Annotated in this window: 21 protein-coding genes, 1 tRNA gene and 3 pseudogenes; 11 read left to right on the forward strand and 14 right to left on the reverse strand. The window is 57.1% G+C overall.

The features are described from left to right. Positions 1-11: 11 nt before the first annotated feature. Entirely contained in the window at positions 12-713 is a 702-nt protein-coding gene (locus Q8X48_RS24985; protein WP_407800141.1) for an EthD domain-containing protein, read from the reverse strand. Positions 714-986: 273 nt separating this feature from the next. Between Q8X48_RS24985 and Q8X48_RS24990 the strand changes: the two genes are divergently transcribed. After that, positions 987-1,778 (forward strand): SDR family oxidoreductase, encoded by a 792-nt coding sequence (locus Q8X48_RS24990; protein WP_407800142.1) that lies wholly within the window; start codon positions 987-989, stop codon positions 1,776-1,778. Between the two features lie 18 nt (positions 1,779-1,796). Further along, entirely contained in the window at positions 1,797-3,278 is a 1,482-nt protein-coding gene (locus Q8X48_RS24995; RefSeq protein ID WP_407800143.1) for an FAD-dependent oxidoreductase, read from the forward strand. A 58-nt stretch (positions 3,279-3,336) separates the two neighbouring features. On the opposite strand, the gene Q8X48_RS25000 is transcribed toward Q8X48_RS24995, so the two are convergent. The 7 genes from Q8X48_RS25000 to hutC form a co-directional block, all read right to left on the reverse strand. Continuing rightward, positions 3,337-4,578 carry an NADH:flavin oxidoreductase gene (locus Q8X48_RS25000; protein ID WP_407800144.1) on the reverse strand — a complete coding sequence of 414 codons (1,242 nt, stop codon included), beginning with the start codon at positions 4,576-4,578 and terminating at the stop codon, positions 3,337-3,339. A 187-nt stretch (positions 4,579-4,765) separates the two neighbouring features. Next, positions 4,766-5,380: a TetR/AcrR family transcriptional regulator gene (locus Q8X48_RS25005; protein ID WP_407800145.1), complete on the reverse strand. Its 615-nt coding sequence runs from the start codon at positions 5,378-5,380 to the stop codon at positions 4,766-4,768. Positions 5,381-5,453: 73 nt separating this feature from the next. Then, a complete protein-coding gene (locus Q8X48_RS25010) occupies positions 5,454-6,881 on the reverse strand; it encodes a purine-cytosine permease family protein (RefSeq protein WP_046043091.1) in 1,428 nt (475 codons plus the stop codon). Between the two features lie 95 nt (positions 6,882-6,976). Beyond that, positions 6,977-8,119, reverse strand: coding sequence for an acyl-CoA dehydrogenase family protein (locus Q8X48_RS25015; RefSeq protein ID WP_407800146.1), 1,143 nt, complete (start codon positions 8,117-8,119; stop codon positions 6,977-6,979). Continuing rightward, on the reverse strand, positions 8,109-9,275 hold the full coding sequence (locus Q8X48_RS25020; RefSeq protein ID WP_407800147.1) for a CaiB/BaiF CoA transferase family protein: 1,167 nt from the start codon (positions 9,273-9,275) through the stop codon (positions 8,109-8,111). The genes Q8X48_RS25015 and Q8X48_RS25020 overlap by 11 nt, the downstream gene beginning before the upstream one ends. 25 nt (positions 9,276-9,300) lie before the next feature. Beyond that, complete coding sequence (hutU, locus tag Q8X48_RS25025; protein WP_407800148.1) at positions 9,301-10,980, reverse strand: urocanate hydratase; 1,680 nt, start codon at positions 10,978-10,980, stop codon at positions 9,301-9,303. Between the two features lie 391 nt (positions 10,981-11,371). After that, entirely contained in the window at positions 11,372-12,124 is a 753-nt protein-coding gene (hutC, locus tag Q8X48_RS25030; RefSeq protein WP_347912672.1) for a histidine utilization repressor, read from the reverse strand. 642 nt (positions 12,125-12,766) lie between these two features. Between hutC and Q8X48_RS25035 the strand changes: the two genes are divergently transcribed. Beyond that, positions 12,767-13,213 carry a hypothetical protein gene (locus Q8X48_RS25035; protein ID WP_407800149.1) on the forward strand — a complete coding sequence of 149 codons (447 nt, stop codon included), beginning with the start codon at positions 12,767-12,769 and terminating at the stop codon, positions 13,211-13,213. Between the two features lie 462 nt (positions 13,214-13,675). After that, a complete protein-coding gene (locus Q8X48_RS25040; protein WP_407802790.1) occupies positions 13,676-15,325 on the forward strand; it encodes an arylsulfatase in 1,650 nt (549 codons plus the stop codon). An 83-nt stretch (positions 15,326-15,408) separates the two neighbouring features. On the opposite strand, the gene Q8X48_RS25045 is transcribed toward Q8X48_RS25040, so the two are convergent. Continuing rightward, the gene (locus tag Q8X48_RS25045) at positions 15,409-16,068 is read right to left on the reverse strand and encodes a MarC family protein (RefSeq protein ID WP_407800151.1); all 660 of its coding nucleotides are present in this window, start codon (positions 16,066-16,068) and stop codon (positions 15,409-15,411) included. 212 nt (positions 16,069-16,280) lie between these two features. On the opposite strand from Q8X48_RS25045, the pseudogene Q8X48_RS25050 reads away from it, so the two are divergent. The 5 genes and pseudogenes from Q8X48_RS25050 to Q8X48_RS25070 form a co-directional block, all read left to right on the forward strand. Beyond that, positions 16,281-16,643 (forward strand): annotated as a pseudogene (locus tag Q8X48_RS25050) (transposase); the annotation flags it as partial. Positions 16,644-17,208: 565 nt separating this feature from the next. Further along, complete coding sequence (locus Q8X48_RS25055) at positions 17,209-17,907, forward strand: hypothetical protein (protein WP_407800152.1); 699 nt, start codon at positions 17,209-17,211, stop codon at positions 17,905-17,907. Next, a complete protein-coding gene (locus Q8X48_RS25060) occupies positions 17,907-18,500 on the forward strand; it encodes a hypothetical protein (RefSeq protein ID WP_407800153.1) in 594 nt (197 codons plus the stop codon). The genes Q8X48_RS25055 and Q8X48_RS25060 overlap by 1 nt, the downstream gene beginning before the upstream one ends. A gap of 52 nt (positions 18,501-18,552) precedes the next feature. Next, entirely contained in the window at positions 18,553-19,170 is a 618-nt protein-coding gene (locus Q8X48_RS25065) for a hypothetical protein (RefSeq protein ID WP_407800154.1), read from the forward strand. 37 nt (positions 19,171-19,207) lie between these two features. Beyond that, complete coding sequence (locus Q8X48_RS25070; RefSeq protein WP_407800155.1) at positions 19,208-19,507, forward strand: hypothetical protein; 300 nt, start codon at positions 19,208-19,210, stop codon at positions 19,505-19,507. On the opposite strand, the pseudogene Q8X48_RS25075 reads toward Q8X48_RS25070, so the two are convergent. After that, positions 19,504-19,908 (reverse strand): annotated as a pseudogene (locus Q8X48_RS25075) (tyrosine-type recombinase/integrase); the annotation flags it as partial. The gene Q8X48_RS25070 and the pseudogene Q8X48_RS25075 sit on opposite strands and share 4 nt — an antisense overlap. 86 nt (positions 19,909-19,994) lie before the next feature. Here Q8X48_RS25075 and Q8X48_RS25080 point away from each other — a divergent pair. Both Q8X48_RS25080 and Q8X48_RS25085 read left to right on the forward strand, forming a co-directional pair. Beyond that, positions 19,995-20,095 (forward strand) — tRNA-OTHER (locus Q8X48_RS25080). Positions 20,096-20,331: 236 nt separating this feature from the next. After that, a pseudogene (locus Q8X48_RS25085) lies at positions 20,332-20,481 on the forward strand (transposase domain-containing protein); the annotation flags it as partial. Here Q8X48_RS25085 and Q8X48_RS25090 read toward each other — a convergent pair. From Q8X48_RS25090 to Q8X48_RS25105, 4 genes are all read right to left on the reverse strand, one after another. Further along, positions 20,482-20,871, reverse strand: a complete 390-nt coding sequence (locus Q8X48_RS25090) for a hypothetical protein (RefSeq protein ID WP_407800156.1) — start codon at positions 20,869-20,871, stop codon at positions 20,482-20,484. It abuts the pseudogene before it with no gap. A 64-nt stretch (positions 20,872-20,935) separates the two neighbouring features. Continuing rightward, positions 20,936-21,730, reverse strand: a complete 795-nt coding sequence (locus Q8X48_RS25095; RefSeq protein WP_407800157.1) for an SDR family NAD(P)-dependent oxidoreductase — start codon at positions 21,728-21,730, stop codon at positions 20,936-20,938. Between the two features lie 57 nt (positions 21,731-21,787). Further along, the gene (locus Q8X48_RS25100; protein ID WP_407800158.1) at positions 21,788-23,026 is read right to left on the reverse strand and encodes a thiolase family protein; all 1,239 of its coding nucleotides are present in this window, start codon (positions 23,024-23,026) and stop codon (positions 21,788-21,790) included. A gap of 55 nt (positions 23,027-23,081) precedes the next feature. Next, on the reverse strand, positions 23,082-24,638 hold the full coding sequence (locus tag Q8X48_RS25105; protein ID WP_407800159.1) for a class I adenylate-forming enzyme family protein: 1,557 nt from the start codon (positions 24,636-24,638) through the stop codon (positions 23,082-23,084).

The following is a 24,638-nucleotide window of genomic DNA, read 5'->3' on the forward strand; positions in this document are numbered from 1 at the left end:
TGCAGATCGGCCTACAGGCAGTACTGACTGGTAGGCAGCACATCGATCTTGTCGAAGTCGATAAAGCGATTGCAGCTGTCGATCATCGCGGTCAGGTTGCGCTGGAATTTCGCCTCGTCGCCAACCGCATCGAAAAAGGCCTGGGGATCGGTCATGGCCGCTGGTGGGAAACACTCTTCGACAATAGCGTCGATCCGCGGAGCGCCGTGGGTCAATGCCAATACCACCAGGTTCTGCACATATTGGAAGTTGTCCTGGGTGTCGATGGCCACCGGGGTGTGGTGATTGCGCCAGATGTCCAGCCACGCTTCCGGTGTCAAGCGCGGCGGGCGGGTCAGCAGGGCCACCTGGGCGAAACCGTGGGTACGCTCGCCGGGTGTGGCCGGGAAGCGAGTGTTGCGGATTGCGACCGACTCGCAGACCAGATAGGCGGCCATGCGTGCCGTCGCGGTAACGATCAGGTTGTCAAACGGACGACGCGAGGGGCCGTTGGCGCTGTCCAGCCACAGCGACAGGCTGGCGTCGGGCAACGGCCGGTTATTCTCCTGGCGCAGGCCGGCTGCAGGTGCGACATCGGCGTCGGCCAGGTTCAATTGCAAACCCTGGGCACCCAAGGCCTGCAGCTGTCCGGCGACCTCGCTGCGCAGGCGGCGGACGAAGGTTTCGCGACTGGTCTGCGGATCACGCCAGAGCAGGTAGATGACTTTTTCCATAGCGATAAAGATCCTCGTTTCAGTGAGTGGGTATCTTGGCCTGTGTCGACCTCCAGATGAGGTCTTCAAACCATGGTCAGTCACGGTAAAGACCGTGGAATCCCTCAAACAGACTATTCGGGATCTGTCGTTCGCCCGCAGCCCACGTCGTTCCCGGCGCCTGTACGCACCAGGCGCAGTCACTTAGTCCAGTCGGACGAAGAACGTGGCCGCCGCTCACTTATACGGTGACCTTTCAAATCCACACCAATAACAATAACTGGAGACATTGAAATGTTGCTACGAAACAAAGTCGTCGTGGTGTCCGGTATCGGCCCCGGCCTGGGTGTCAAGCTTGCCATCGAAGCCGCACGCGAGGGCGCGCATGCAGTGATTCTCGCCGCACGCACAGCCGTAAAGCTGGACGATGCAGAGGCGCGGATTCGCGATCTGGGCACGCAATGCGAGGTGCTCAAGGTAGTGACCGACATTAATGACAGGGCGCAATGCCAGCGCCTGGCAGACCAAACGATCGGGCGGTTCGGCCGGATCGATGCATTGGTGAACAGTGCCTACGTGCATGGCAATTTCCCTGAAGCGATCGAGCAGGCTGATCTCGATAGCTGGCGCTCGGTCTTCGACACCAATGTCATCGGCACCATGACGCTGACGCAGGAAATCCTGCCGCACATGAAAAAGCAGGGTAACGGCGCAATCGTCATGATCAACACCCAGGCCACGCGCAAACCGTTTCCAGGCGAATCGGGCTACGCGGCGTCCAAGGGCGCTCTGGCAGTGGCGGTCAAGTATCTGGCCAGGGAACTGGGATCTCATGGTGTGCGGGCCAACAATGTCCATATGGGCTGGATGTGGGGCGCGCCGGTACAGGGTTATGTCCAGCAGACAGCGGCCGAATACCGGGTGCCGGAGGCCGATATCATTGCACCGATCGCCGCCAATATCGCACTCGGGCGCATACCGACCGACGATGAATGTGCCAGAGCCGCACTCTTTCTGGTATCCGATTACGCCAGCGCGATTACCGGCGCAACACTCGACGTCAATGGCGGCGACTTCTTAGCGTGACATCACGGGACGCCAATTATGTCATTTAATTTTTCTTCTTCACGGCCCTGCCGGACCCACCAGGTTCCCAACTGGGACCTCGAGACAGATGTGATTGTCGTCGGTTTTGGCGCCGCAGGCGCTTGTGCTGCCATTGAGGCCGCCGGCGCGGGCGCGGCCGTGACGCTTCTGGAAGCCGCCTCCGGCCACGGCGGCACGAGCGCTCTGTCGGGGGGCGAAATCTATCTGGGTGGCAGCGGTGGCACGCCCGCTCAGCGGCAAGCCGGCTTCAGCGACGACACCGAAGACCTTTTCCGTTATTTGATGATGGCAGGCGGCGCCGACGCCGACGAGTCGAAGGTACGCCTGTATGCGGAGAATAGTCTTGGCCACTATGAGTGGCTGGTCGCGCAAGGGGTCAAGTACAAGAACACGTTTTTGCCGGAAAAAATGCTCGAGCCAGTGACAGACGACTGCCTGATCTGGTCCGGCAGTGAAGAGGCATGGCCGTTCGTGGAGCACGCCAAGCCGTGCCCGCGCGGACACACGCCGCAGTGGACCGGCTGGGGCGGCGGGCGCATGTTGATGGACACACTGGCCGCGCGCGTCGAAACGCTTGGCGTGGAGGTTCGCTACGACAGCCGGGTGCTCGCCCTGATTGCCGATGAGGCCAATCATGTCCATGGCGTGGTGGTTCGGATCGCTGGCCAGATCTGTTTTGCCCGGGCCCGCAACGGCGTCATCCTGTGTGCCGGCGGCTTCGTGATGAATCGCGATATGGTCAAACGCCATGTGCCACATTTGCTGCGCTCCGACAATCCCATCGGAACCCCTGGCGACAATGGCACGGGCATCCTCCTGGGGATGAGCGTGGGGGGCGCGGCGATCCACATGGGCGAGGCCTTCCTGAGCCTGCCGTTTTATGCGCCCGAATCGCTGGTCAATGGGATTTTCATCAATGAGCGTGGCCAGCGATTCATCAATGAGGATTGCTATCACGGCCGCGTCGGTTATCACATCATGCAGCAGATGGGCGACCGCATTTACCTGCTGGTCGATAACGCCACGTTCCAGCCGCCCGCGGACTTCACACGCATCCAGATTGCCGCGGCAGGCGAAACCTGGGAGGAGGTGGAAGGGGACCTTGGGCTCCCCGAGGGGACCTTGGTATCCACAGTAGCGCTGTACAACCGCCATGCCGCCGATGGCAGCGACCCGTTGTTCCACAAAGCCGCAAAATGGCTCAAGCCACTCAACGAGCCGCCGTTCGTTGCGCTGGATTGCCGAGTCGATTATGCGCTTTACCCACACTTTACCCTGGGAGGGCTGGATACCCTGCCGACTGGCGAAGTCCTCACGGAAAAGCGTGAGCCGATTGGCGGCCTGTATGCGGCAGGGCGTACTGCGTGCGGATTGCCCCGTTGGGGTGGCGGCTATAGTTCCGGCATGTCCCTGGCGGATGCGACCTTCTTCGGTCGCCAGGCCGGGTTGCATGCCGCCAAAGCGCGACAGCAAGGCTAAAGGGCCGCCACTGCGCTCCCAACGCAGTGGCGGCGAACCGCAGCAACATCCACCGGAATCAGGACGCGGCGCCCTGGCTGTTGAGCTGCGGGTCACCGGGTTGTCCCAGCACGCAGGAGGTGCCGCCCGGGGTGTACATCATCGCCACGCAGCGATTGCAGGCGGTGCAGATTGAGTCGCGACTGATACCCGACTGTAGCTTGTTGACATAGTCGCGCTCGGCGATCAGCACGCGCCCAATGGCCACGGCGTCGAAGCCCTCGGCCATCAGCTGCTCGATTCCGGCCAGGCTCTTGGCCCCGCCCAGGTAGGCCAGCGGCATCTTCACTGCCGCCCGGATCTTGCGGGCATGCTCGAGCAGATACAGCTCGCGGAACTCGACCTTGGGTTCGATCAGGCTCTGGATGAACATGCCGGCGGCGATGATCGGGTTGCGGACGGTGACGCGGTTTTCCTTGGGAAAGGTGGAACCGAACATGGTGGTCGTCGACTCGACGTTCATCCCCGCGCTCAACACCAGCAGGTGCGCGCCCTCACGTTCGAGGATGCGGGCGATGGCGGCGCCGTCCTCGGCGGTATTGCCGGCCCGCACGCCCTCGGTGATGCTGAACTTGCACACCACCGCCAGGTCCTTGCCCACCGCATCGAGCACCTTGCGCAGCACCAGGCCGGGGAAGCGCAGGCGATTGTCCAGGCTGCCGCCATACGGGTCGCGGCGCTTGTTGTACAACGGCGAAATGAACTGGCTGAGCAAATAGCCGTGGCCCATGTGCAGTTCAACCGCATCGAAGCCGGCCTCGCGAGCCAGCCGCGCGCCGCGCACGAACTCGTCGGCGACCCGCAGCATGTCGACCTCGGTCATCGCCTGCTTGCGGAACATGCCGCTGAGCATGCCAACCTTGTTGAAGCCGCCGCTGGAGGACAGTGGGCGCGCTGTCTGCCGCGGCGGCAAAAAGGTGAAGCAGCCGCCGTGGGTGATCTGTGCCGAGGCCGCGGCGCCATGACGATGCACGGCGTCGGTGATCACGCGCAGATGCGAAAGGTTATCCCGGTTGAGGACGATCTGGTTCGGCAGCGTACAGCCATCCGGGCTGACGGCACAGTAGGCCAGCGTGGTCATGCCCATGCCACCGGCAGCGATGTCGCCATGGAACCTGGCCATCTGTTTGCTTGGTACGCCATTGGTGGACATGCCCTCGTTGGTGGCGGACTTGATGAAACGGTTGCGCAGTGTCAGCGGACCAATGGTCAGCGGACTGAAGGGGGACGGCGCAATGGCCTGAACGTTGTTGTTCTGCATGGCTAACCCTTTGTTGTTCTAATTGTCAGTGCAGCGTTCCCTACCCGGGAACTGGCGGGATTGTTCTCCCTCCTTCCCGGCAGCAACATCGTCCGACAGGACTAGGGGTGAACGCGAAAGCGGGGCATTGGCGTCAAGCGGGCATGCAGTTCGTCATGAGGCGTATGTCGTAACGGGTGCATAGTGCTTATGCCTTGAGCGCTGGGTCTCTGCTGCAGGCAATGATGCCCAGGGCAAAGTGGGTGAGGGCATCCGTGAGTTGTTGTTCCGGGACGTCAATGCTTTGCCAGAGGGACTGTCCGTAAAGCATGCCGATGACGGCCTCTGTGATCAGGCCTGTGCGGTCACCGATGCAGCCAGTTTCGCCACACTCGGCGGAAACGATGGCCTTCAGCAGGGTGGCGTAGCTGCTCTTCAGCTGATTGATCTCCTGTTGTTGCTCATCGCTGAGGTTGACGAACTCTCGTGTCACCAGCATTAGCCGATGTTTCTCGGCCATGTTGAATACCACAAATGCGTGCACAAAGCGCTGGAGACGGTCGCGGTGCGTCCGGGCTCCCCGCATGCGGCGCTTGGTACCGGCCAACAGGTCGGAGACCGCGCCTTCGATCAGTTCGAACAACAGGCTTTGTTTGTTCTCGATATGGTTGTACAGCGAGCCGGCATGAAGCCCCAACTCGCCAGCCAGGTCGCGCAGTCCGATGGCCTGGTAGCCGCGCGTTGCAAAGAGTTCCAGTGCAACATCGAGCAGGCGGTCGCGGGCACTTGGGACGGGGTGCTTCTGTGTGTTTGCGGCAAGCATGGGAGGTCAGGCGCTCTGCGTTGCGAGAGGTGCAGTGGCGGTCCTGCTGGACCGCCCTGCCGTGAGTGTGTAATCAGGCTGGATTGGCTTCTTCCGGAAGAATCAGCTGCGCGGGAATCCGTTGCGTCGAGTTACGCGCCACCCAGTAGTAAATGAGGGCTGGTACGGTTAGGCCGATCAACCACGAAATGTCCGTCCCACCCAAGGTTTCAACCAAGGGGCCGGTGTAGAAACTGGTGGCTATGAAGGGCATCTGAATCACTACGCCGAGGGCGTAGACCGCTATGCCTGTGACATTCCAGCGTCCGTATCGACCATCCGGATTGGAGAGGGCGGGGATGTCATAGCGCTCCTTGGTCACCAGATAAAAGTCAACCAGGTTGATGGCGCTCCAGGGCGTGAAAAAGGCCAGCAGGAACAGGATGAACGCTGAGAAGTCATGAAGGAACGAATGCCTCCCCAACAGCGCCAGTGCAGTGGCGAATCCGACCATGACCAGGATGTAGATCAACCGCACGGTTTTGGAAATTTCCTGGTTGCCTCTGAAACCGCTGATGATGGTAGCCAGGGACATGAAACTACCGTAGGCGTTGAGTGTGGTAATGGTCACCTTGCCGAACACGATGCTGAAAAACAGCAGTGACGCGACGACGCCGCTGGCCCCCATGCCGACGATGTAGGACACCTCGTGGCCGGCAAACTGATCACCCGCCAAGGCGGCGACGAATACACCGAAGACCATGGAGATTTGAGTGCCGATCACTGAGCCCAGGCCCACAGCCAAAAAGGTTTTCCAGGCCGAAGTCTTTCTCGGCAGGTAGCGCGAATAGTCAGCGACATAGGGGCCGAATGCGATCTGCCAGGAAGCCGAGAGTGATATTGCCAAGAGAAAGCTGGCCAGTGAAAAGTGTCGATTTCCCAGCAGCTCGCTGATGTCATGAGCTGACAGCAAGCGGTAGAACAAGTAGAAGAAAGACACCACGCCAATCAGGCTCGACAGGCGTCCGATCAAATGGATAGTCCGATAGCCCAGCACGGTGAGCACAACGATCATCACCGCGAAAATCAGGATGCCAGCGGCGTCACTGACGTTGACCAGTTGACTGATGGCCTGGCCCGCAAGCACCGAGCCGCTGGCAGAAAAGCCCACGTACATCAGGCAGACCAGGACGATAGGGATGACGGCGCCATAGACGCCGAATTGCACGCGACTGGAGATCATCTGCGGCAGGCCCAACTGGGGGCCCTGAGCGGCATGCAGCGCCATGATCGCGCCACCCAGCAGTTGCCCGATCAACAAGCCAATCAGCGACCAGAACACATCACCGCCCAATACGACAGCCAGTGCGCCGGTGACGATCGCCGTGACTTGAAGGTTAGCGCCGAACCACAGGGTGAACTGACTGAGCAGCCGGCCATGGCGCTCGGACTCAGGTATGTAATCGATGGATCGCCGTTCTATATACGTCTTGCGCTGCGCACTTTCTTTGGTGGCGGACATGGCAGTTCCTCTCGGGCGTCGTACCGGACGACAGCCTTCTCGTGGGGGAGTGACTCAGGGGAGGGCCCGTCAAACAGGCCCGGTTTTTCGCTCGATCAGCGCTGGGCGTCGAGCAAGCTTCGCGAAATGATGATTTTTTGCACTTCGGACGTGCCTTCGAAAATTCGCAGGATGCGTGCGTCGCGTACGTAGCGTTCCAGTGGAAGGTCGCGAATGTAGCCATAACCGCCATGGAGCTGGAGCGCAGCATCGGTGATGAAACCGGCGCATTCGGCGGCGACCAGTTTGGCCGTGGCTGAGTCCAGGCTGAAGCGTTCACCGCTGTCACGGCGGGCGGCGGCTTTCCAGGTCAGCATGCGGGCACCTTCCAGCTGTGCGTACATATCGGCCAGACGCCACTGTGTGCCTTGGTAGGCAGCAAGCGGCTTGGGGCCGATCTGCCGTTCGCGGGCCCAGTTCAAGCTTGCTTGCAAGGCGGCATTGGCAATGCCCAAGGACATGGCCGCCACTTCAACGCGACCCCGATCCAACACCGCCATGGCCGTGTTGAAACCGGCACCTTCGATGCCCAGCAATGCCGACTCGGGCAACCAGCAGTCCAGGGCCAACTCATAGATCGTGCTGCCACGCAGTCCCATGGTTTTTTCCGGACTGGAGAAGCTGATCCCCGCGGTGTCCTGGGGAATCATGAAGGCGCTGATGCCCTTGTGGCCGGCTTCGGTGTCGGTCTTGGCATAGAGCACAATGAAGCCTGCTTCGCGGGCATTGGTGATGTAGTGCTTACTACCGCGCACCCGCCAACCGCCATCTTCACGCTGGGCACGGCAGCGCATGTCGGCCGGGTTGGAGCCAGCGGCCGGCTCCGTCAGGGCGAAGGCACCGAGCAGTTCTCCGCTGGCGGCGCGGGGGAGCCATTCCTGTTTCTGTGCTTCAGTGCCGCCAATCAGGATCGAATCGGTCGCCAGGAAATGCGCAGTCAGGGCCGAAGCGGTCGAGGCGCAGGCGCCAGCCACGGCTTCAACCACACGGCTCATGGCCAGGCTGCCGATACCCAGTCCGCCGTACTCCTCGGGCAAGTTGATACCCAACCCACCGAGCTCGGCCAATGCCTGCAGGCTCTCGGCACAGAATGTCTCGGTTTCATCGTAATGCTGAGCGCGCGGCTGGATCACCTCGCGAGCCAGTTTTTCAGCGGTTTCGATAACGGCCAATTCGACCTGATCTAATTCAAAGTTCATGGGAAAGCTCCTGTTTGTTCAGTCCGAAAGCATGGTTGTCGGCACCGAGGCGTGGGGCGTGGGTGACTGCGTGGGGTTTGTGGCCATTGAAGAAAACCGGTTGCGGTACCAGCGGCTGCACGGAGCCCTCGGGGTGAATCAGTAACTGTCGCACCTGGGCCTGTTCACTGCTGGCCGCCTGGGCGAGGTTCCACACAGGGGAGGACGGCACGCCCGCCTCGAGCAGGATGTCGCAGACCTGTTCAACGCTTCTTTGCTGCGTCCAGACTTCGATTTCGGCACGTAGCTCCGGCTCGTTGAGTGTGCGTTGCGGGTCATCGGCAAAGCGTGGGTCGCTGCTAAGTGCTGGCTTGCCCAGGCATTCGCATAAGCGTTGGAACAGCTTGTTGCTCGCCACGGCGATGACCACTTGGCCGTCGGCGGCGCGGTAAGTGTCAAAGGGGGTCGAAACCGGGTGGCGGTTGCCCACCAGCCCAGGCGCAACGCCATTGGCGAAGAGATTGGACAGACCAGTCACCTGCAGGCTGAACAACACATCGAACATGGCAACATCGATGTATTGCGCGCCGGGTGCATGCCGTTCGCGAGCGAATAGCGCAGAGCTGATGGCCCACGCAGCATAAACACCGGCGCATAGATCTCCGATGGCTTCGCCACTGCGTGTAGGGCCTGTCTCTGCATAACCCGTGACGCTCATTAGCCCCGACATGGCCTGGGCTACGATGTCATAGGCCGGGTTAGCCGACAGCGGACCATGCTGGCCGAAACCGGAAATGCTCGCGTAGATCAGCTTGGGGTTGTATTGCTTGAGGGTGTCGAAGTCGATACCCAGGCGACGTGTTACCCCGGGACGAAAGTTTTCCACGACGACGTCTGCGTCACGGACCAGCTCATATAGCCGGGCACGATCAGCAGTGGACTTGAAGTCCATTTCGACACTGCGCTTGCCGCGATTGATCAGGCCGAAATAGACACTCTCGCCATCCTTGAAGGGGCCCAGGTGACGGCTGTCATCGCCGTGGTCAGGGACTTCGAATTTAATGACGTCGGCGCCCAGGTCGGCGAGCATGGCCGTACAATGCGGACCAGCCAAAACGCGGCTCAGATCAAGCACGCGAATGCCTTGGAGTTGTTGGGTAAACGGACTGTTGCTCATGGTGCAGGCTCCTCGATTCCGGGGCTTAGACGTTGCCGATCATCGGTAGGTTGAGGCCTTGTTCCTTGGCGCAGTCGATGGCGATCTGGTAACCGGCATCGGCGTGACGCATAACACCAGTGGCCGGGTCGTTGTGCAGCACGCGTGCGATACGCTCGGCCGCTTCGTCAGTACCGTCGCAGACGATCACCATGCCCGAGTGCTGGGAGAAGCCCATGCCGACGCCGCCGCCGTGGTGCAGGGAAACCCAGGTCGCGCCGCTCGCGGTATTGAGCAGAGCGTTGAGCAGTGGCCAGTCGGACACGGCGTCGGAACCGTCCTGCATCGATTCGGTTTCGCGGTTCGGGCTCGATACCGAACCGGAGTCCAGGTGGTCGCGGCCGATAACGATTGGCGCGGACAACTCGCCGCTACGGACCATTTCGTTGAACGCCAGGCCCAGCTTGGCGCGCAGGCCCAGGCCAACCCAGCAGATACGTGCCGGCAGACCCTGGAAGCTGATGCGCTCACGGGCCATGTCTAGCCAGTTGTGCAGGTGGGCATCGTCCGGGATCAGTTCCTTGACCTTGGCGTCGGTCTTGTAGATGTCTTCAGCGTTGCCCGACAGTGCAGCCCAACGGAACGGGCCGATGCCACGGCAGAACAGCGGACGGATGTAGGCCGGTACGAAGCCCGGGAAGTCGAATGCGTTTTCCACGCCTTCTTCTTGCGCCATCTGACGGATGTTGTTGCCGTAGTCGAAGGTCGGCACGCCCATTTTCTGGAAGTCCAGCATCGCTTTAACGTGCACGGCCATCGATTGCTTGGCGGCTTTGATCACAGCGGCTGGTTCAGTCTTGGCGCGTTCGCGGTACTGGTCCCAGGTCCAGCCGGCCGGCAGGTAGCCGTTGAGCGGGTCGTGGGCGCTGGTCTGGTCGGTGACCATGTCCGGGCGCACGCCGCGCTTGACCAGTTCAGGCAGGATTTCCGCTGCGTTACCCAGCAGGGCGATGGAAATCGCTTTGCCTTCTTTGGTGTATTTGGCGATGCGGGCCAGCGCGTCGTCGAGGTCGGTAGCTTGCTCGTCGACGTAGCGGCTTTTCAGACGGAAATCGATGCTGACCTGCTGGCATTCGATGTTCAGCGAGCAAGCGCCGGCCAGGGTTGCAGCCAGAGGCTGGGCGCCACCCATGCCGCCCAGGCCGGCGGTCAGTACCCACTTGCCTTTGAGGTCATCGTTGTAGTGTTGGCGACCGGCTTCGACGAAGGTTTCGTAGGTGCCCTGGACGATGCCCTGGCTGCCGATGTAGATCCAGCTGCCGGCGGTCATCTGGCCGTACATGGCCAGGCCTTTGGCGTCGAGTTCGTTGAAGTGTTCCCAGCTCGCCCAGTGCGGTACCAGGTTGGAGTTGGCGATCAGTACGCGCGGGGCGTTGCTGTGGGTCTTGAACACGCCGACCGGCTTGCCGGATTGCACCAGCAGGGTCTCGTCGTCGTTCAGGTTGGTCAGGCTTTCGACGATCTTGTCGTAGCATTCCCAGTTACGCGCAGCGCGACCGATACCACCGTAGACCACCAGTTCCTTAGGGTTCTCGGCGACTTCAGGGTCGAGGTTGTTCATCAGCATGCGCAGCGGCGCTTCAGTCAGCCAGCTCTTGGCGGTGAGCTTGTTGCCGCGGGCAGCGCGGATTTCGACGTCACGCAGGCGAGTGGTCTTGGTGGTCATGGTTATCTCCTCATTCAGTGGTGAGCGGGGTGGTAGTCACGCTTTGCGATGTATATGCGCACTTATACCAACCTGTATGTACAAGTAAATGCAAGCGAGGGGCCAAATTCGCCTGATGAGAACCAAGTGAAAAGATAAAAATACAAAAAATAGAATTAAATCAAATAGTTAAAATACTGATGAGAATTTTGAGCGAGACGGGAATGATGAGAATGTTGTTGCAATTTTGTGAGTAATAGTCGCGACGGTTGTGCGCTTTGTAACGATTTTTCGCGTTTTTTTGAGAAGTGTCACCATTCTGCCAATTGGCTTGGCATGGGTAACACCTTCGGAGGGATGTCCAGGGGGAGGTGTCTATCGAGCGGCAGGCGGGGGCCGCTCGACTTGTGAGTCAGTTACCGAATTTGCCTTCGAGGCGATAGCGCGAACCCGGGTAGACCAGGCGTGCGCAACCAACCTGACCCATTGCCGCCCATGTGCGGCGGCGAATCAGCAGGCACGGTTCATAGCGTTTGATTTGCAGAAGCTTGCACTCGGCAGATTTGGCGAGAATCGCCTCGACCACGTGCTCACCTTCGGTCAACGGCGCCAGTTGAATCAGATAGGCGTAAGGCGTGACCTTGGTAAAGTCCTGCTGCAGATAGGCGGGTGCGACCTCGGCATTGACGAAGCGCTCTTCGATCTGCACCGGCACATCATTTTCGTGATGCACGACAACCGAATGGAACAAGCGCTTGACCCCCTCGAGGGGAAAGGGCATCGAAGCGCGCGCCCGTTCAGGCATCTCTTCAAGCACGACCACTTCACAGCGATGCTCATGACCTCGGGCCGCAATCTCTTCCGCAATGTTGTGGATCTCGAACAGCGCCGCATGGCCTTTTGGTTCGGCTACAAAAGTGCCTACACCCTGCATGCGCACCAGTGAACCCTCAATGGTCAGTTCTCGCAGCGCCCGGTTGATGGTCATGCGACTCACGCCGAGCAAATTCAGGAGTTCACTTTCAGAGGGCAGTTTGGAATTGGGTAGCCACGCACCGGAGCGAATCTTCTGCATGATGATTTGCTTGACCCGTGCATATAGCGGGGAGGGGCTTTCGAGCGAAAAGGACTCGAGGGACGCATTATCCTCAATAGGTTTGGACACAGTAATTCCCAATGTAAAAATGAATTGCTCCGATAGGCCAGGAGCGAAGTTTACTCTGCAGCCAAGGATACGCCTATGCATGCAATGCATCGACAGGGTAAGGGGGCGCTGTTCTAAACCACTTGAGAGCGGCCTGCCGCCCATACTGGAATCCCGGAAGTCCAACCAGGTTGAGGCGGGGTGATGGGCAATGAACTCAAGATATACATGGCTCCTGAGCAAGCGCTGTTAGCCCGGTCGCAACATGGGTTCAGTGTGAAGGGCTGCTTCTGGCCGTTTTTTGCCTGTAGCGATTGGCTGAAGTCGACCCATTCCCGGACAGGCATCAAGTCCTGGGTGCGGCGACTCCGTTAGTGAGATCGCCCTCAACCAGCATTTGTTGGAGGCATTCACGCTCTTTAGTTCCGGGTAAGACGCCAGTCGCCGTCGCCTCCAGCAGCGTGACTCCTGTGCATTGAATATCCTGACTTCGGCTTTTTGCTTGACCGCGTTCATCGATGTCAGCGATGAGCCAGTTGCAGGTGATTTGCTCGCCTGCATAAAGCGGGCGTTTGAACTCGGATTTATGAGAACAGCACATTTATTAATGAGCTATACCCATTGTTCCCCCCATGCACTTCTTCCAGTTTTTGGAGGTTGTTTATGAATACCCGCATCGTCCCGCTCGCGCTACTCATGGTCGGTCTCTTCGGTTGCAGTACGGCTTCTAACCATTCAATGAATTTGCCTCTGGCTGCCACCCACAGCAATGCGGGCCAGAGCGCCAACACCACGTTGACCGCCGAAGGCAATCAAACCAATTTTGACTTCTATATCACTGGTGTTCCGACCGGAACTATCCTGCCCCCGCGCATTTACACGTTCATCAATAAAGGCAGCTGCCAGCAACCCGGGCCAGTCGCCTACGCAATGAACGATAAGGTCAACACAAGGGATGCCGCCGGTGCCAACGGCTGGAGCTTTTACCGTAGTGCGCCTATCGCAACGTCAGAATTGCTTTCCGGCAAATACTCCATCGTCGTACGTACATCACCCGAAGATGGAAGCGTCGATATTTTCTGCGGCGATGTCGCGCAGGCAAAGCGGTGAAATGATGTGACGGATGGCGGGGGCAGCTTTGCCATCAAGCAGCTTGCGCAAACGTTGCCCCGACGTTTTCGCCAATTTCGCAGGATGGGCTGGGTGATAGAGGTTTCCAGAAGAAGACGCAGAAACGTTGAAGGCCCATTCCCTAAATTTCTACCGCCCGGCACCTTATAAATGCGCGTCTATACTCACCATCCTGTTAGTGGTAGGGCTGAATTCCGGGTATGCATGCGATAAGAGCCACACGCCATTACGGTCAAAGCTCAAGATGTTAAGGATGCCCAGTGACGGATGACCGTCAGTATAAGGATGGGGCAGTTGAAGTTTTTGAGCCTTGAGAGATGAGAACACAACGTACCCGAGATGGGTAGTTATGTGAATCAACTGAAGAGGATCAAACTCATGAAACCGAGAACCCTTGTACTAGCGGGATTGGCGTTGAGTAGTCTGGTGGGGGGAGCCAGCATGTCGGCAGTGACTCAAGCTGCCGAAAACAAACCCAACATCATGTTCATCATGGCCGATGACATTGGCTGGATGCAGCCGAGTATCTATCACCAGGGGCTGGCAGTCGGTGAAACGCCGAATATCGATCGCATCGCCCAGGAAGGTGCGAAATTCATGACCTACTACGCCGAGCAGAGTTGTACGGCGGGGCGCAACGCTTTCTTTACCGGGATGCATCCGCTGCGTACCGGCATGATTCCACCGCAATTACCCGGTAGCCCATCATGGCTGCGTCCTGGTACACCCGCACTGTCCAAATTTTTGCTTGATCTGGGCTATACCACTGGCGAATTCGGCAAGAACCATTTGGGTGACAATTTTGAGGCACTGCCTACTTCCCATGGCTTTCAGGAGTTCTGGGGCTACCTCTATCACCTCGATGCGATGCAGGGCGTGAGTTTTGTCGACATCAACAAGACTCCGCAAGAGCAAAGTATTGCACCGCCATGCAAGGCCGCTCCGATCAACGGGCTGCCGGAAGTACCCGGAGCCATCGACCCAAGGGAGGGTACCTGCCTCACGCCGCCGCGTCCGGTCATGTCCTGCGTCTCCAGCGACGGTACGCAGAAGAACACCACTTGCAAGGACGAAGGGCCGCTGACGCTGGAACGCTCGAAAACTGTGGATGAAGAAATCTCCGCCAAGGTCATCGACTTCCTCGACCGCAACGATCCGAAGAAGACCAATAAGCCCTTTTTCGTCTGGTACAACCCGGCACGCATGCACATCACCACGGTACTGCCACCCAAGTATGACGCCATGGTTGGTGAAGCCGGTGGAAAAGACTGGGGCACCAATGAAGCAGGCATGAAGCAACTGGATGACAATATTGGTTATGTCTTGAAGAAACTTCAGGACATGGGCCAGCTGGACAACACCATTGTCGTCTTCACCACCGACAACGGCGCGGAAACCATTACCTTCCCGGACGGCGGTACGACCCCGTTCAAGGGCGGCAAGTTGACCACTTGGGAAGGCGGCATGCGCGCTCCACTGGTCATTCGCTGGCCTGGGAAGATTAAGCCAGGCACCGTCCTAACCGACATTTTTGCCTCGCTGGACTGGGTGCCAACCCTGGTCAATATTGCTGGTGGCAAGAAGGGTAACGAGCTGAACCAACAGATCATGGCGGGCAATTACCCCGGCATCGTCAAGACCAAGCTCGATGGCGTGGATCAGACTGACTACCTGACCGGCCAGTCCGCCCATTCGGCGCGCGATACTTTCTTTTATTACACCGGCTCGCAACCTTCGGCAGTACGCTACAAAAACTGGAAGATGTACTACACCATGGTTCCGGATACCGCGACCGGCGGCCTATTCGGCGCTGTCACCTATCACTGGACACAACTGCTCAACCTCAAACGTGACCCCTTTGAAACAACAGTCGGCGCTGACGCGAAGTCCATCACGGGCTATGGCGGTGCCTTGGGTTCCCCTGGTAACGCCTATATCTACAACTGGAACATGCTGCCAATCGGGCAGTTGCTCTGGGAGAAGGAGTTGATGTCCTACAAAGACTTCCCGCCAATGCAGGCGCCGGAAACCTACAACCTGGATGGCATTCTCAAAGCCATGAAGCAGAATGGTCATAATGGACACGATTAACGCCGTGGCTAACCAGCTGCTATAAAACGACGGGCGCCCCCAAACAGGCGCCCGTTTTTTTGACTGCATGAGAACTTGCAGTCCTACTTTGTTACACCGTTGAGTAGCACCCCATACGACTGGAGAAACTCCACCGTCCCGTGAAAGATCAGGCCTACGCCCATCGCCGAAACGAAGAAGCCGACGATACGAGTGGCGGCGTCGATGCCTTGCGGGCCAATCTTTTTGAGGATGTTGTTGGCGTAAGCCAAAGAGAGGTAAGTGATCAGCATGGTGGCGCAGATTGCCAGTGCCACTACGGCGAAGGACAGTATGGCGCGGTCGGCGTCCTTGATGGTGCTGGTCAGGCCAATCACTGTGGCAATGGCGCCGGGGCCGAACATGATCGGCATGGCCATTGGTATGAAGGATACGTCCTCGTTGCCTTTGCCACCGCTTGGAATCAGGCTGCTGTTGGGCGAGGGAGCAAACAGCTCGAACCCGATTCGCATGAGGATCAATCCACCGACCACTCGAATCATGCTAAGGGGGACTTCGAACAAGCGCAGCAGCAAGTTGCCGAAGATCAGAAAGAAAAACATCAACAGCACTGCATAAAAGCAGGCTTTGCGTGCCACACGGCGCTGTTCGGCGGCGTCTTTGTCTTGCAGCAGACCCAGGAATACCGGAATGGCCTCAAGTGGATTGATGATCGCCAGCAGCGTGGTGAACATGCTTAGGAAAAGAGTGAGGTATGAGTCCATGGACGATCTGCCCGAGAGCGTGGTTTACAGACTTACCATAGCTGATCAGGAACAATTCACCTCAGTCACTGCCGCAAACGTTCGGAACGTCTGCTTTTGGCCGTTTTTTGCCTGTCGCGAAGGACTGCAATCGACCGATTCTGTTGAAAAAGTAGCTCCCCTGTCTGGCTAGCGGCAAAATCTCTACATTGGCCAGCAGGGAAGCACGCAGCATGATGGGACAGTTATCGAGTGGGCAGGAACGGCTGCTTTACTCGTTCAACCTTGAAGAGCACATCCCCGCCAATCACCTTCTGCGCAGCATTGATCGGTGTCTCGATCTGAGCGACTTGCGCCATTACCTCGCCGATTTTTACAGCCCGATTGGGCGTCCGTCGATTGATCCCGAACTGATGATCCGCATGCTGATCGTGGGCTATTGCTACGGCATTCGCTCAGAGCGTCGACTGTGCGAAGAGGCCCATTTGAACCTGGCGTATCGCTGGTTCTGCCGGTTGAGCCTGGAAGATGTAGTCCCTAACCACTCGCCGTTTTCCAAAAATCGACACGGTCGTTTTCGGGACAGTGATCTGTTTTGCTGGCACTCCACGCGCGCATGGGGCTGCCCTTGCGATGCTAATAAGTAAGATTGAGGAAAGGATTGTCAGTAGGGAGCAGGTCAGAGTTGGGCATTTCGAATCCTCCGTGGAGATTTCAGCGTAGCAGTCGTCAATCGTGAGGGAGGGATGAAGGGTACGGTCGGCAGGACGCAGGGAAGGGTGACACGCCGTCTAAAACTACCTCAACCTTGTCCGGTTTCATGGGGCCGAAAGGCGCTTATGTCGGGGTGGCGTTTTAGACGATCGACAATGCATGGCCTTGAACCACAAGGCCTGTAGCCAACTTCTGATAGTACTGCTGCATCATTGGGGTGTGGTCGGAAAGACTAGACATTCAAGGCCTTGTAGCTGTGCGTCTAATAGACAATGGCGAAACGTCTAATATTACAGGGTTCCTGATGAAATTGTTTGTACGAGAAGGTCAGGCAGAATGTGGCGCCGAATGCTAGGCAAATCGCTAGGTGAGTAGCTACACTCTCGGTCTGATCGCCCCACGGAATGGGGGCATTGCAAGCAAACCGTTTGACACAGTAGAGAACCCATGACCAAAACCGTTTGGGAAACCGAATCTATCCGCCTGACTCTGCTCGGCGGGATCGAGCCAGCTATGACTTTCTCTTGGTCTTCATTGACAGGGCAGCAGCCAGATTCAGTGACAAATAGGCCTGGTCAAGGGGTTAAAACTGAAGAGGGGCAGTGGGGTGGCGGCCATCTGGTGATTTCATGTCAGCCTGGTCGTTTCGAGGTGATTTTAAATGCGATACCTCTCGATCCAAGCACAATTCCTACTTTAGGCGACTTTATTGTTGTGTTGGAGAAGTTTGAACTTCTGTTCGCAAAAGTAACTTTTCCTAAAGCTCTTCGTATTGCTGTCGGTGCAAAGTTTAATAAGTTCTTTGGGTCTGAAAAAGAAGCTGTGTCGTTTGTCGGTCAGCTTGTACCAGACTTTAAGCCCTCGGCGGATTACTGCGATCTAATGATACAGTACAATAATCCGAAAAAGTTTCCAAGGATAGGCGGCTTGGTTATCAATCGTATTGTTAAGTGTTCGCAGCTTGCACTTCATACAGTTCAATTTGCTTCCCATCAGCAGATTGATAGTCAAGTTCTGCCAGTGGTGCAGGTGGAAGTTGATTTCAATACTAGCCCTGCTTCGGCTCTGCCGCATCCGGAAAATTATGGTCAGGTTCTTAAAGCAATTTTCAATGAGCTGCGTTCGCACGTTGGAGGCGAATCGTAATGACCATTGTGTCGCGGTCTTCTACTGCAGAGTTGGATTCGTCTCGTGGTTCTCCTGAATCTTCTCTAGCCTACGTGGAAACATTGACTGGTTCCATGGAGAGTCTCTCAGCATATGTGCAGCGCTGGAATGATGTGCGAGGAGCGGTTTATTCAGAAAATACGGATCGAGGCTTATATAGGTTGCCGGTGAGGGCGTCTCGTTTAGAAAATGAGCCTTGGCCAAAATATGTTCCTTCCGATTCGTCTGACTACAGTCTTTCCCTTCGCGTTAGTGAAAAGCTCAAGAATCTCTATGCTGCAGACGCCGCTGCCACTTTCGATCCAACTCAGAGCCGAGTGGCTATCAGGATCGCTGTCGATGCTGTTGAAGAGGCCATCGAGGACGGCGATCTTGCATCCTTGAATGAGCTGTTATCGAGTGCTGATGCACAATCTTTAAGGAAAATTACCAGCATTGCCTTGTTGAGAACATCATTTAGGGTCAGAAATAAGGTAGGCAAATGGAATCGCTTCTACTCCGAAGTGTATGCGCACCTCTCACGGACGGAGCAGGATCCTCAACATGCACTCCGAGGAATGGTAAAGGGCTGAGATTCAGATTTTGGCAAATACTAAACTAATTAGGAAGGTCGAAACTTTCGGCTTGGCCGTTACGCATTTTCCTCGAAAAAATTTGCCTGCACAGTTACATGTTGGCATCGTTTATCAGGGGCGAGGGAAGGGTAAGTTAAATCTACTGCACCTAGCTGCGCATTATGATTTGCGTTGCGCGCCAATCAAAAATCGCTACAAATGTGTGCCAAGCGATTACTTTGACTCAGATGAGCTGGACTTTTTTGCTGAGACTGCGGCAAGAGTCTGGGAGAAGAACGAACACGAAGGTATTCCATACGGTTTTCGCTATACAGGTGCCAGCGAATTTAATGGTGATCTTTCCTTTGCCAATAAAGCTGGTGCGGGATTGACTTGTGCCACATTCATAATGGCGTTTTTTAGTAGTCGTGGATATGACATTATAGATGTATCTGGTTGGAAAAACCGAACTGACGACACCGAATGGCAGAAATGGGTATATGAGGAAATTGAGCACCTCCTATCGGAAGAAGAAGCGACTTCTATGCGAGATAGCATCGGCCAAGCATTTCGTTACCGACCTGAAGAGGTGGTCGGAAGCTATGCAGGTTTTGAAGGGGTTCCGTTGGGGTTCAGTGACGCCGTCGTCATGGGCGAAAACTTTCTGTTAGACTACGGCCCACGTTAACTTCCCTCCCTTAATAAGATAAGGCAATTGGTGATACATGGATTTGCGAGCAGGCAGAAAATCTGGCGCTGGGAATGGCACAACGGCTTTCAATGGAGCCCTTCCTACAACGCTGTATTTCGTTTTCAAAGTGCTCACACTGGTGGTGCCGGGTTACGTAACCTATTTAGGCTACGACTTATTTATCAGGGGTGTGACGGGATCTGCCAGTCTTGTAGTTGAGCACAAAGAGGTGTCGGGCCAGCTATTAAATGCGGCGCCAGGGCTGTTCTTCGCGTTGTCCGGGGTGCTGTGTTTGGGTATCTCAATCTGGAAAGGAATCGATTTTAAAGCTTAGCTTTCCACAGTCTTCGGAAGCCTTGGTGGCTCTGCGATGTCGATCTCGCGCAGTCGCAAATAGCGAGCCGTCATCTTAGCGTCGGTATGGCCGCCAAGCTTCTGAGCATTGTTGCCTGCTTGTCGGTGTCGGTAAGCAACTTCGCTCTGAGGTCGAGCAACGTTACACCGACGACGCCGGCAGCCTCGCAGTTGCGCTTAAATGCTTCCTTCACCGAGCTGTAATGAACTGGCTTTCCGCCGCGAGGTGAACAGAAAAGCGTTATCCCTCGGACCGTTCGAGGCAGCGCCTTGATACGCGCGGGCCGCCAAGTAGGGGCTCATCCCGACAATGAGCCGGGCCCCTGTCTTCTGCTGCTTGAACGCAATACCTTCCTCACTGATATCTGATAGGTGGATAGACGCCGTGAGGGTTGTGCGCAAAACCTCCTCTGGAGGCCACGTTTTTCCGTTTGCATAAGCACAAAAAAGAGGGTGTTTTGCCACCGCGGGGAGTGGTTGTATTCGTTTAAAAACAATAACTTAGACCGCTACAGCCCCCAACATGGGGTGCTAGGGGTCGAGTGTTCGAATCACTCCGTCCCGACCATATAATTCAAGGGGTTGCGAGATTTTAGTTCGCGACCCCTTTTTATTTTGTACCGTTTTTACCCCTACAAAACGACTGGCTCTCAGTGGAATCCTCACTGCGTTCGCGTGAATTGATGCCTTATTTGGCAGTCGTCTCATGAGCAAGGCTGGATCGTCCAGCGTCATCTGGCGCCCGAGGCTCGGCCATCAGTAGACGCTCAACTACAGCCTGAAACGATGGGCTGCGCTGTCACACGCGCGGCCGTGATCATGAGTTTGCTCCAATCTGCGCGACTGAATGGTCATGATCCGTATGCCTATCTGAAGGATGTTCTCACATGCCTGCCAACGCAGCGGGTCTGTGAAATCGATCAGTTACTGCCGCATAAGTGGCAACCGGTTTAGTTACGCAAGGCGTGATGGCCGGACACACACGTAACAACGCCAGAACAGTAATGCATAGACGATGTCACCCGATGCCACTACTGGTAATGGCCAGGGTATGCTGCCCGCCAGCCAGTGGCCATAAACCACCACAACAAATAGCACCTTCAGGATTATCCCGAGCAGGATATAGGGACGATACTGCAGCGGATCGCGAGCGATCATCCAATAGGCCCAGCCGAATACGATAACCAGGCACGTGGTGAGTTGAATGAAAAGGGTTGAGGTGGGGGTAATTTGCAGCCCCAACAGTGCAGCTACGGGGCGCAGAGCTACAAGTAATGGAAGACCCGCGAGTACGTTGAAACAAGCGGCAGAAATAAAAAGTTTGCGGGTATAACTGTCGGTCATGGGGTTGTTCCTGAGAGGTGGTGACGCCTCGCATCACGCAGAGACATCTTGTAGCTTCTGGGTCTCAGCCAAGCAGCTTGAGTAATGCCGGATAGCTATTGGGAAACAGTCTGCTTATCCAGAACAAGGTGCTCGACTTGTTCCCTGTGATAATGCGTTTGGTTCCTTTGCGCAGCCCCTTGATGATGTCGCCGGCACAATCCGCCGCTGGCGTCAGTAGCATCTTATCGGCAAGCGCTTTGAACTTTTCTTCTGTACTACCGGCGGCTTTACAGCGTCGTCCGGCCTTTTCAATATTGGTTTTGATTCCGCCAGGGTGCACACACACGGCGCGCACGCCGCTGCCCTCAAGTTCCGACCATAGCGCTTCGGTGAGACCACGTACGGCGAACTTCGACATGTTGTAAGCGCTTTGCATCGGGAAACCCACCAGGCCAAATACGCTGGAAATGTTGACGATGCAGCCTTCTCGCTGGGCCTGCATCATCGGCAGGAACGCTTTGGTACCGTACAACACGCCCCACAGGTTGATACCGAGTTGCCACTCGTACTCATCGATGGAGGTGTTGGCAACTGTCCCGATGACTGCGGCACCTGCGTTATTGATGACGAAGTGCGCCGTGCCAAAGTCTCGCTTCACCTCGTCGGCATGAGCCTGGAAGGCGTCCCAGGACGACACGTCCAGGATGTAACCTTTCGCCTTGCTGACGTCAGGCAATAGCTTCATGGTTTTGTCGAGACCTACTTGGTTGATGTCCGACAGTGCGACATGTGCGCCAGCTTCCACCAGTTGGATAGCCAACTCCCGGCCAATGCCGGATCCTGCGCCGGTGATGACGACTACTTTGTCTTGGAACATGTTTTTATCCTTCTTGTTTTGATTGGTTTCGCCACGACAAATTTTTTCTGATAAGCACTATTTGCTGAGAATGTGGATCGCGACGGCTGCCTCCTCAATACCCTGCAAACCGCCGCCGTTCTCCTGGATTGCATGGCGTGCGCCATGTACCTGGCGTGCGCCAGCCTCCCCGCGCAGTTGCGTCACAAGTTCGTAGAGTTGCCCGATCCCGGTGGCGCCGAGTGGATGGCCTTTCGATTCCAGGCCACCTGAGGTATTGACCGGGATGCGCCCGCCCAGGGTGAATTCGCCACGTTCAGCCGCAGGTCCGCCCTGACCAAACGGGACCAGGCCCAGGTTTTCGACCTGAATTATTTCGCCCATCGCCGAGGCGTCATGGACTTCGGCGACATGCATGTCTTGTGGCCCCAGGCCCGCCAGGTCATAGGCCAGGTTGGCTGCCAGGTGACCGACGTTCAGTTCCGGCTGATCGAGCCGGCGGTGGCTGAAGCTACGGATGACACTGGCCGCTACCTTGATGCAGCGGCTCCTGTCGGCACCGATGCGTGCGAGTCCTTCCTCGGTGCACAGAATGGCTGCTGCCGCACCGTCCGACAGCGGCGCGCACATCGGCAGTGTCAGTGGATATGTGATCGGAGGGGCGGCAAGGATTTCGTCGATACTGAAGGCTTTGCGAAATTGCGAGTAAGGGTTATGGACCGAGTGGGTGTGGTTTTTCGCCGACACCGCTGCGATCTGACGCTGCGTGGTGCCGTAGGTTTTCATATGCTGACGGCACAATGCGGCATAGATGGCCATGAATTTGCTGTAAGGCTTGTCCGATTCTGACCCGGCGGGCGGCACCACGCCTTCGCCCATTTTCACCAGCGTCTGATAATTCTCTTCGGCGCAAGATACGTCCCAACCAGCCTCGAACAGCGAGAGGGCCTTCAGTTTATCCGGGATGTTCATCTTTTCCGCACCCAACGCCAGCGCGATACTGGCCGTACCGGCCTTGAGACTTTGCACGGCCAGATTGAAGGCTGAGCTACCCGAAGCGCAGGCGTTCTCGACGTTATAGATAGGAATGCCTTCAATTCCGATCTTGCTGAACACGACTTGACCTGGGATCGAGAGCTGGCCTTGCAACGGGCCATTGGTCATGCCGGCATAAAATGCGATATCGAGATCGGCGGCACTGCAGTGGGCGTCCTTCAATGCGCCCTGGAAAGCTTCACGTGCCAAGTCGTCGAGGCTGCGTTCGTTGTGGCGACCGAAGACGGTCATCGCGATGCCGGCGATATAGATATTGCTCATTGAAAATTCCTTATATTCAGTTGGTCGGTGTCCAGATCGCACCCCTCCGGTTGTGTCAGATCTTGCGAGCTGCGTTTTCCCAATACGGCTGACGCAGTTCCTTTTTCAGTACCTTGCCAACCGGACTACGTGGCAGGCTGGTAGTGAAGTCGACCGACTTCGGTGCCATCACGCTGCCCAGCCTGGCTTTGCACAGCTCGATAAGCTCCTGCTCGGTGGTTTCCTGGCCTGGGTTGAGCTCGACCACGGCCTTGACGGCCTCGCCCCATTTCTCATCTGGCACGCCGATCACGGCGCAGTCCTGAACGGCCGGATGTCCCCACAGCACTTGCTCGACCTGGCTGGGGTAGACGTTGAAACCGCCCGAAATGATCATGTCCTTTTTGCGATCGGTGAGGTGCAGATAGCCTTCGGCATCGATATGGCCGATGTCGCCGGTATGCAGCCAACCGTCGACGATGGTCTCGGCGGTCCTCTCCGGCTGCTTGTAGTAACCCTTCATGATCAGGTCGCCGCGCACGCATATTTCACCGGTTTCACCGCGCGGCAGGATCTGGTGGGTCTCGCTCATCACTTCGACGCGGACCAGCGGGTTAGGGCGGCCGACCGAAGACAGGCGTTCGTCGTCGGCGAATTGGTCACCCACCAGATGCTCGTCGGGACGAAAGTTGGCGATACTGGCTGGTGCTTCGGTCTGACCATAGCCGCCGGTCATGACCGGGCCGAAAACCGCGATAGCTTTCTTTAGCTTGTCTACCGACATTGGCGCCGCGCCGTACATCAGGTACTTCACCGAGGAGAAGTCCAGCTTCTCGATACCGGGAATTTCCAACAGTCTGTAGATCACCGTTGGCGGCAGAAAGAGCTCGCTGACCTTGTGCTGCGCAATGGCGTTCAACATCAATGCCGGATCGGGTTTGGTCATAACCACGACGGTGCCGCCTTGCGCCGTGCAGGGTACGGCCAACAGGCCGGCAGTGTGGGTCATCGGTGCAGCGGCCATATTCACCGGTTTTTCACCATTGCGATAAGCACAGGTCAGCATGAAGTGGGCAATGAACGTCTGCACGCTGCGGTGGGTGTTCATCACGCCCTTTGGCGTGCCCGTTGTGCCACCAGTGGGCGAGACCGCCACCACGTCGTCCATGTCATAGGCGACTTCGGGACGGCTCGCCGGCTGACCGGCGCTCCATAGCTCCAACGAGGGTGCATCGACGGCGTCGGCATCGATGCAGATCCAGTGCTTGATCTTCGGCAGCTTGGGCCGTAGCTCGGTGATGATTTGCGCGAAGTCGTTCTGGTAGAACATCACCTCGCAGTCGAATGCGTCGAGGATGTAGTGATTCTCTTCGCTAGAGTTGCGCGCGTTGACTGGAATCCAGGTCATGTTGGCGCGCCATAGACCCAGTGTGCAGGCCCAGGCGGTGACGTCGTTACCTGACCAGACGGCACCCTTGGTTTCCTTCGGCAAGCCCAGTGCGAGCAGCTTGTTGGCGATGCGACACGAGAGCTCGCCGATTTCGTTGAAGGTGTAAGAGCGCTCGCCCTGGATGTAGGCGATCCCGGCTGGGTTGATGCCCCAGCCGCGATCGTAAAAGTCGATGATGGCCAT

This window comes from Pseudomonas sp. QLc11A, assembly GCF_052112305.1.
GTDB classification, from domain to species: Bacteria; Pseudomonadota; Gammaproteobacteria; order Pseudomonadales; family Pseudomonadaceae; genus Aquipseudomonas; species Aquipseudomonas laurylsulfatiphila.

Coding starts and splice junctions, on each gene's coding strand:
- Q8X48_RS25005 (WP_407800145.1), bottom strand. CDS start 5,380: ATGCTTGCCGCAAACACACAGAAGCACCCCGTCCCAAGTGCCCGCGAC.
- Q8X48_RS25105 (WP_407800159.1), bottom strand. CDS start 24,638: ATGGCCATCATCGACTTTTACGATCGCGGCTGGGGCATCAACCCAGCC.
- Q8X48_RS25090 (WP_407800156.1), bottom strand. CDS start 20,871: ATGACCGACAGTTATACCCGCAAACTTTTTATTTCTGCCGCTTGTTTC.
- Q8X48_RS25035 (WP_407800149.1), top strand. CDS start 12,767: ATGAATACCCGCATCGTCCCGCTCGCGCTACTCATGGTCGGTCTCTTC.
- hutU (WP_407800148.1), bottom strand. CDS start 10,980: ATGACCACCAAGACCACTCGCCTGCGTGACGTCGAAATCCGCGCTGCC.
- Q8X48_RS25010 (WP_046043091.1), bottom strand. CDS start 6,881: ATGTCCGCCACCAAAGAAAGTGCGCAGCGCAAGACGTATATAGAACGG.
- Q8X48_RS25020 (WP_407800147.1), bottom strand. CDS start 9,275: ATGAGCAACAGTCCGTTTACCCAACAACTCCAAGGCATTCGCGTGCTT.
- Q8X48_RS24995 (WP_407800143.1), top strand. CDS start 1,797: ATGTCATTTAATTTTTCTTCTTCACGGCCCTGCCGGACCCACCAGGTT.
- Q8X48_RS25060 (WP_407800153.1), top strand. CDS start 17,907: ATGACCATTGTGTCGCGGTCTTCTACTGCAGAGTTGGATTCGTCTCGT.
- Q8X48_RS25095 (WP_407800157.1), bottom strand. CDS start 21,730: ATGTTCCAAGACAAAGTAGTCGTCATCACCGGCGCAGGATCCGGCATT.
- Q8X48_RS25015 (WP_407800146.1), bottom strand. CDS start 8,119: ATGAACTTTGAATTAGATCAGGTCGAATTGGCCGTTATCGAAACCGCT.
- Q8X48_RS25070 (WP_407800155.1), top strand. CDS start 19,208: ATGGATTTGCGAGCAGGCAGAAAATCTGGCGCTGGGAATGGCACAACG.
- Q8X48_RS25055 (WP_407800152.1), top strand. CDS start 17,209: ATGACCAAAACCGTTTGGGAAACCGAATCTATCCGCCTGACTCTGCTC.
- Q8X48_RS25045 (WP_407800151.1), bottom strand. CDS start 16,068: ATGGACTCATACCTCACTCTTTTCCTAAGCATGTTCACCACGCTGCTG.
- Q8X48_RS25000 (WP_407800144.1), bottom strand. CDS start 4,578: ATGCAGAACAACAACGTTCAGGCCATTGCGCCGTCCCCCTTCAGTCCG.
- Q8X48_RS25040 (WP_407802790.1), top strand. CDS start 13,676: ATGTCGGCAGTGACTCAAGCTGCCGAAAACAAACCCAACATCATGTTC.
- Q8X48_RS24985 (WP_407800141.1), bottom strand. CDS start 713: ATGGAAAAAGTCATCTACCTGCTCTGGCGTGATCCGCAGACCAGTCGC.
- Q8X48_RS24990 (WP_407800142.1), top strand. CDS start 987: ATGTTGCTACGAAACAAAGTCGTCGTGGTGTCCGGTATCGGCCCCGGC.
- Q8X48_RS25100 (WP_407800158.1), bottom strand. CDS start 23,026: ATGAGCAATATCTATATCGCCGGCATCGCGATGACCGTCTTCGGTCGC.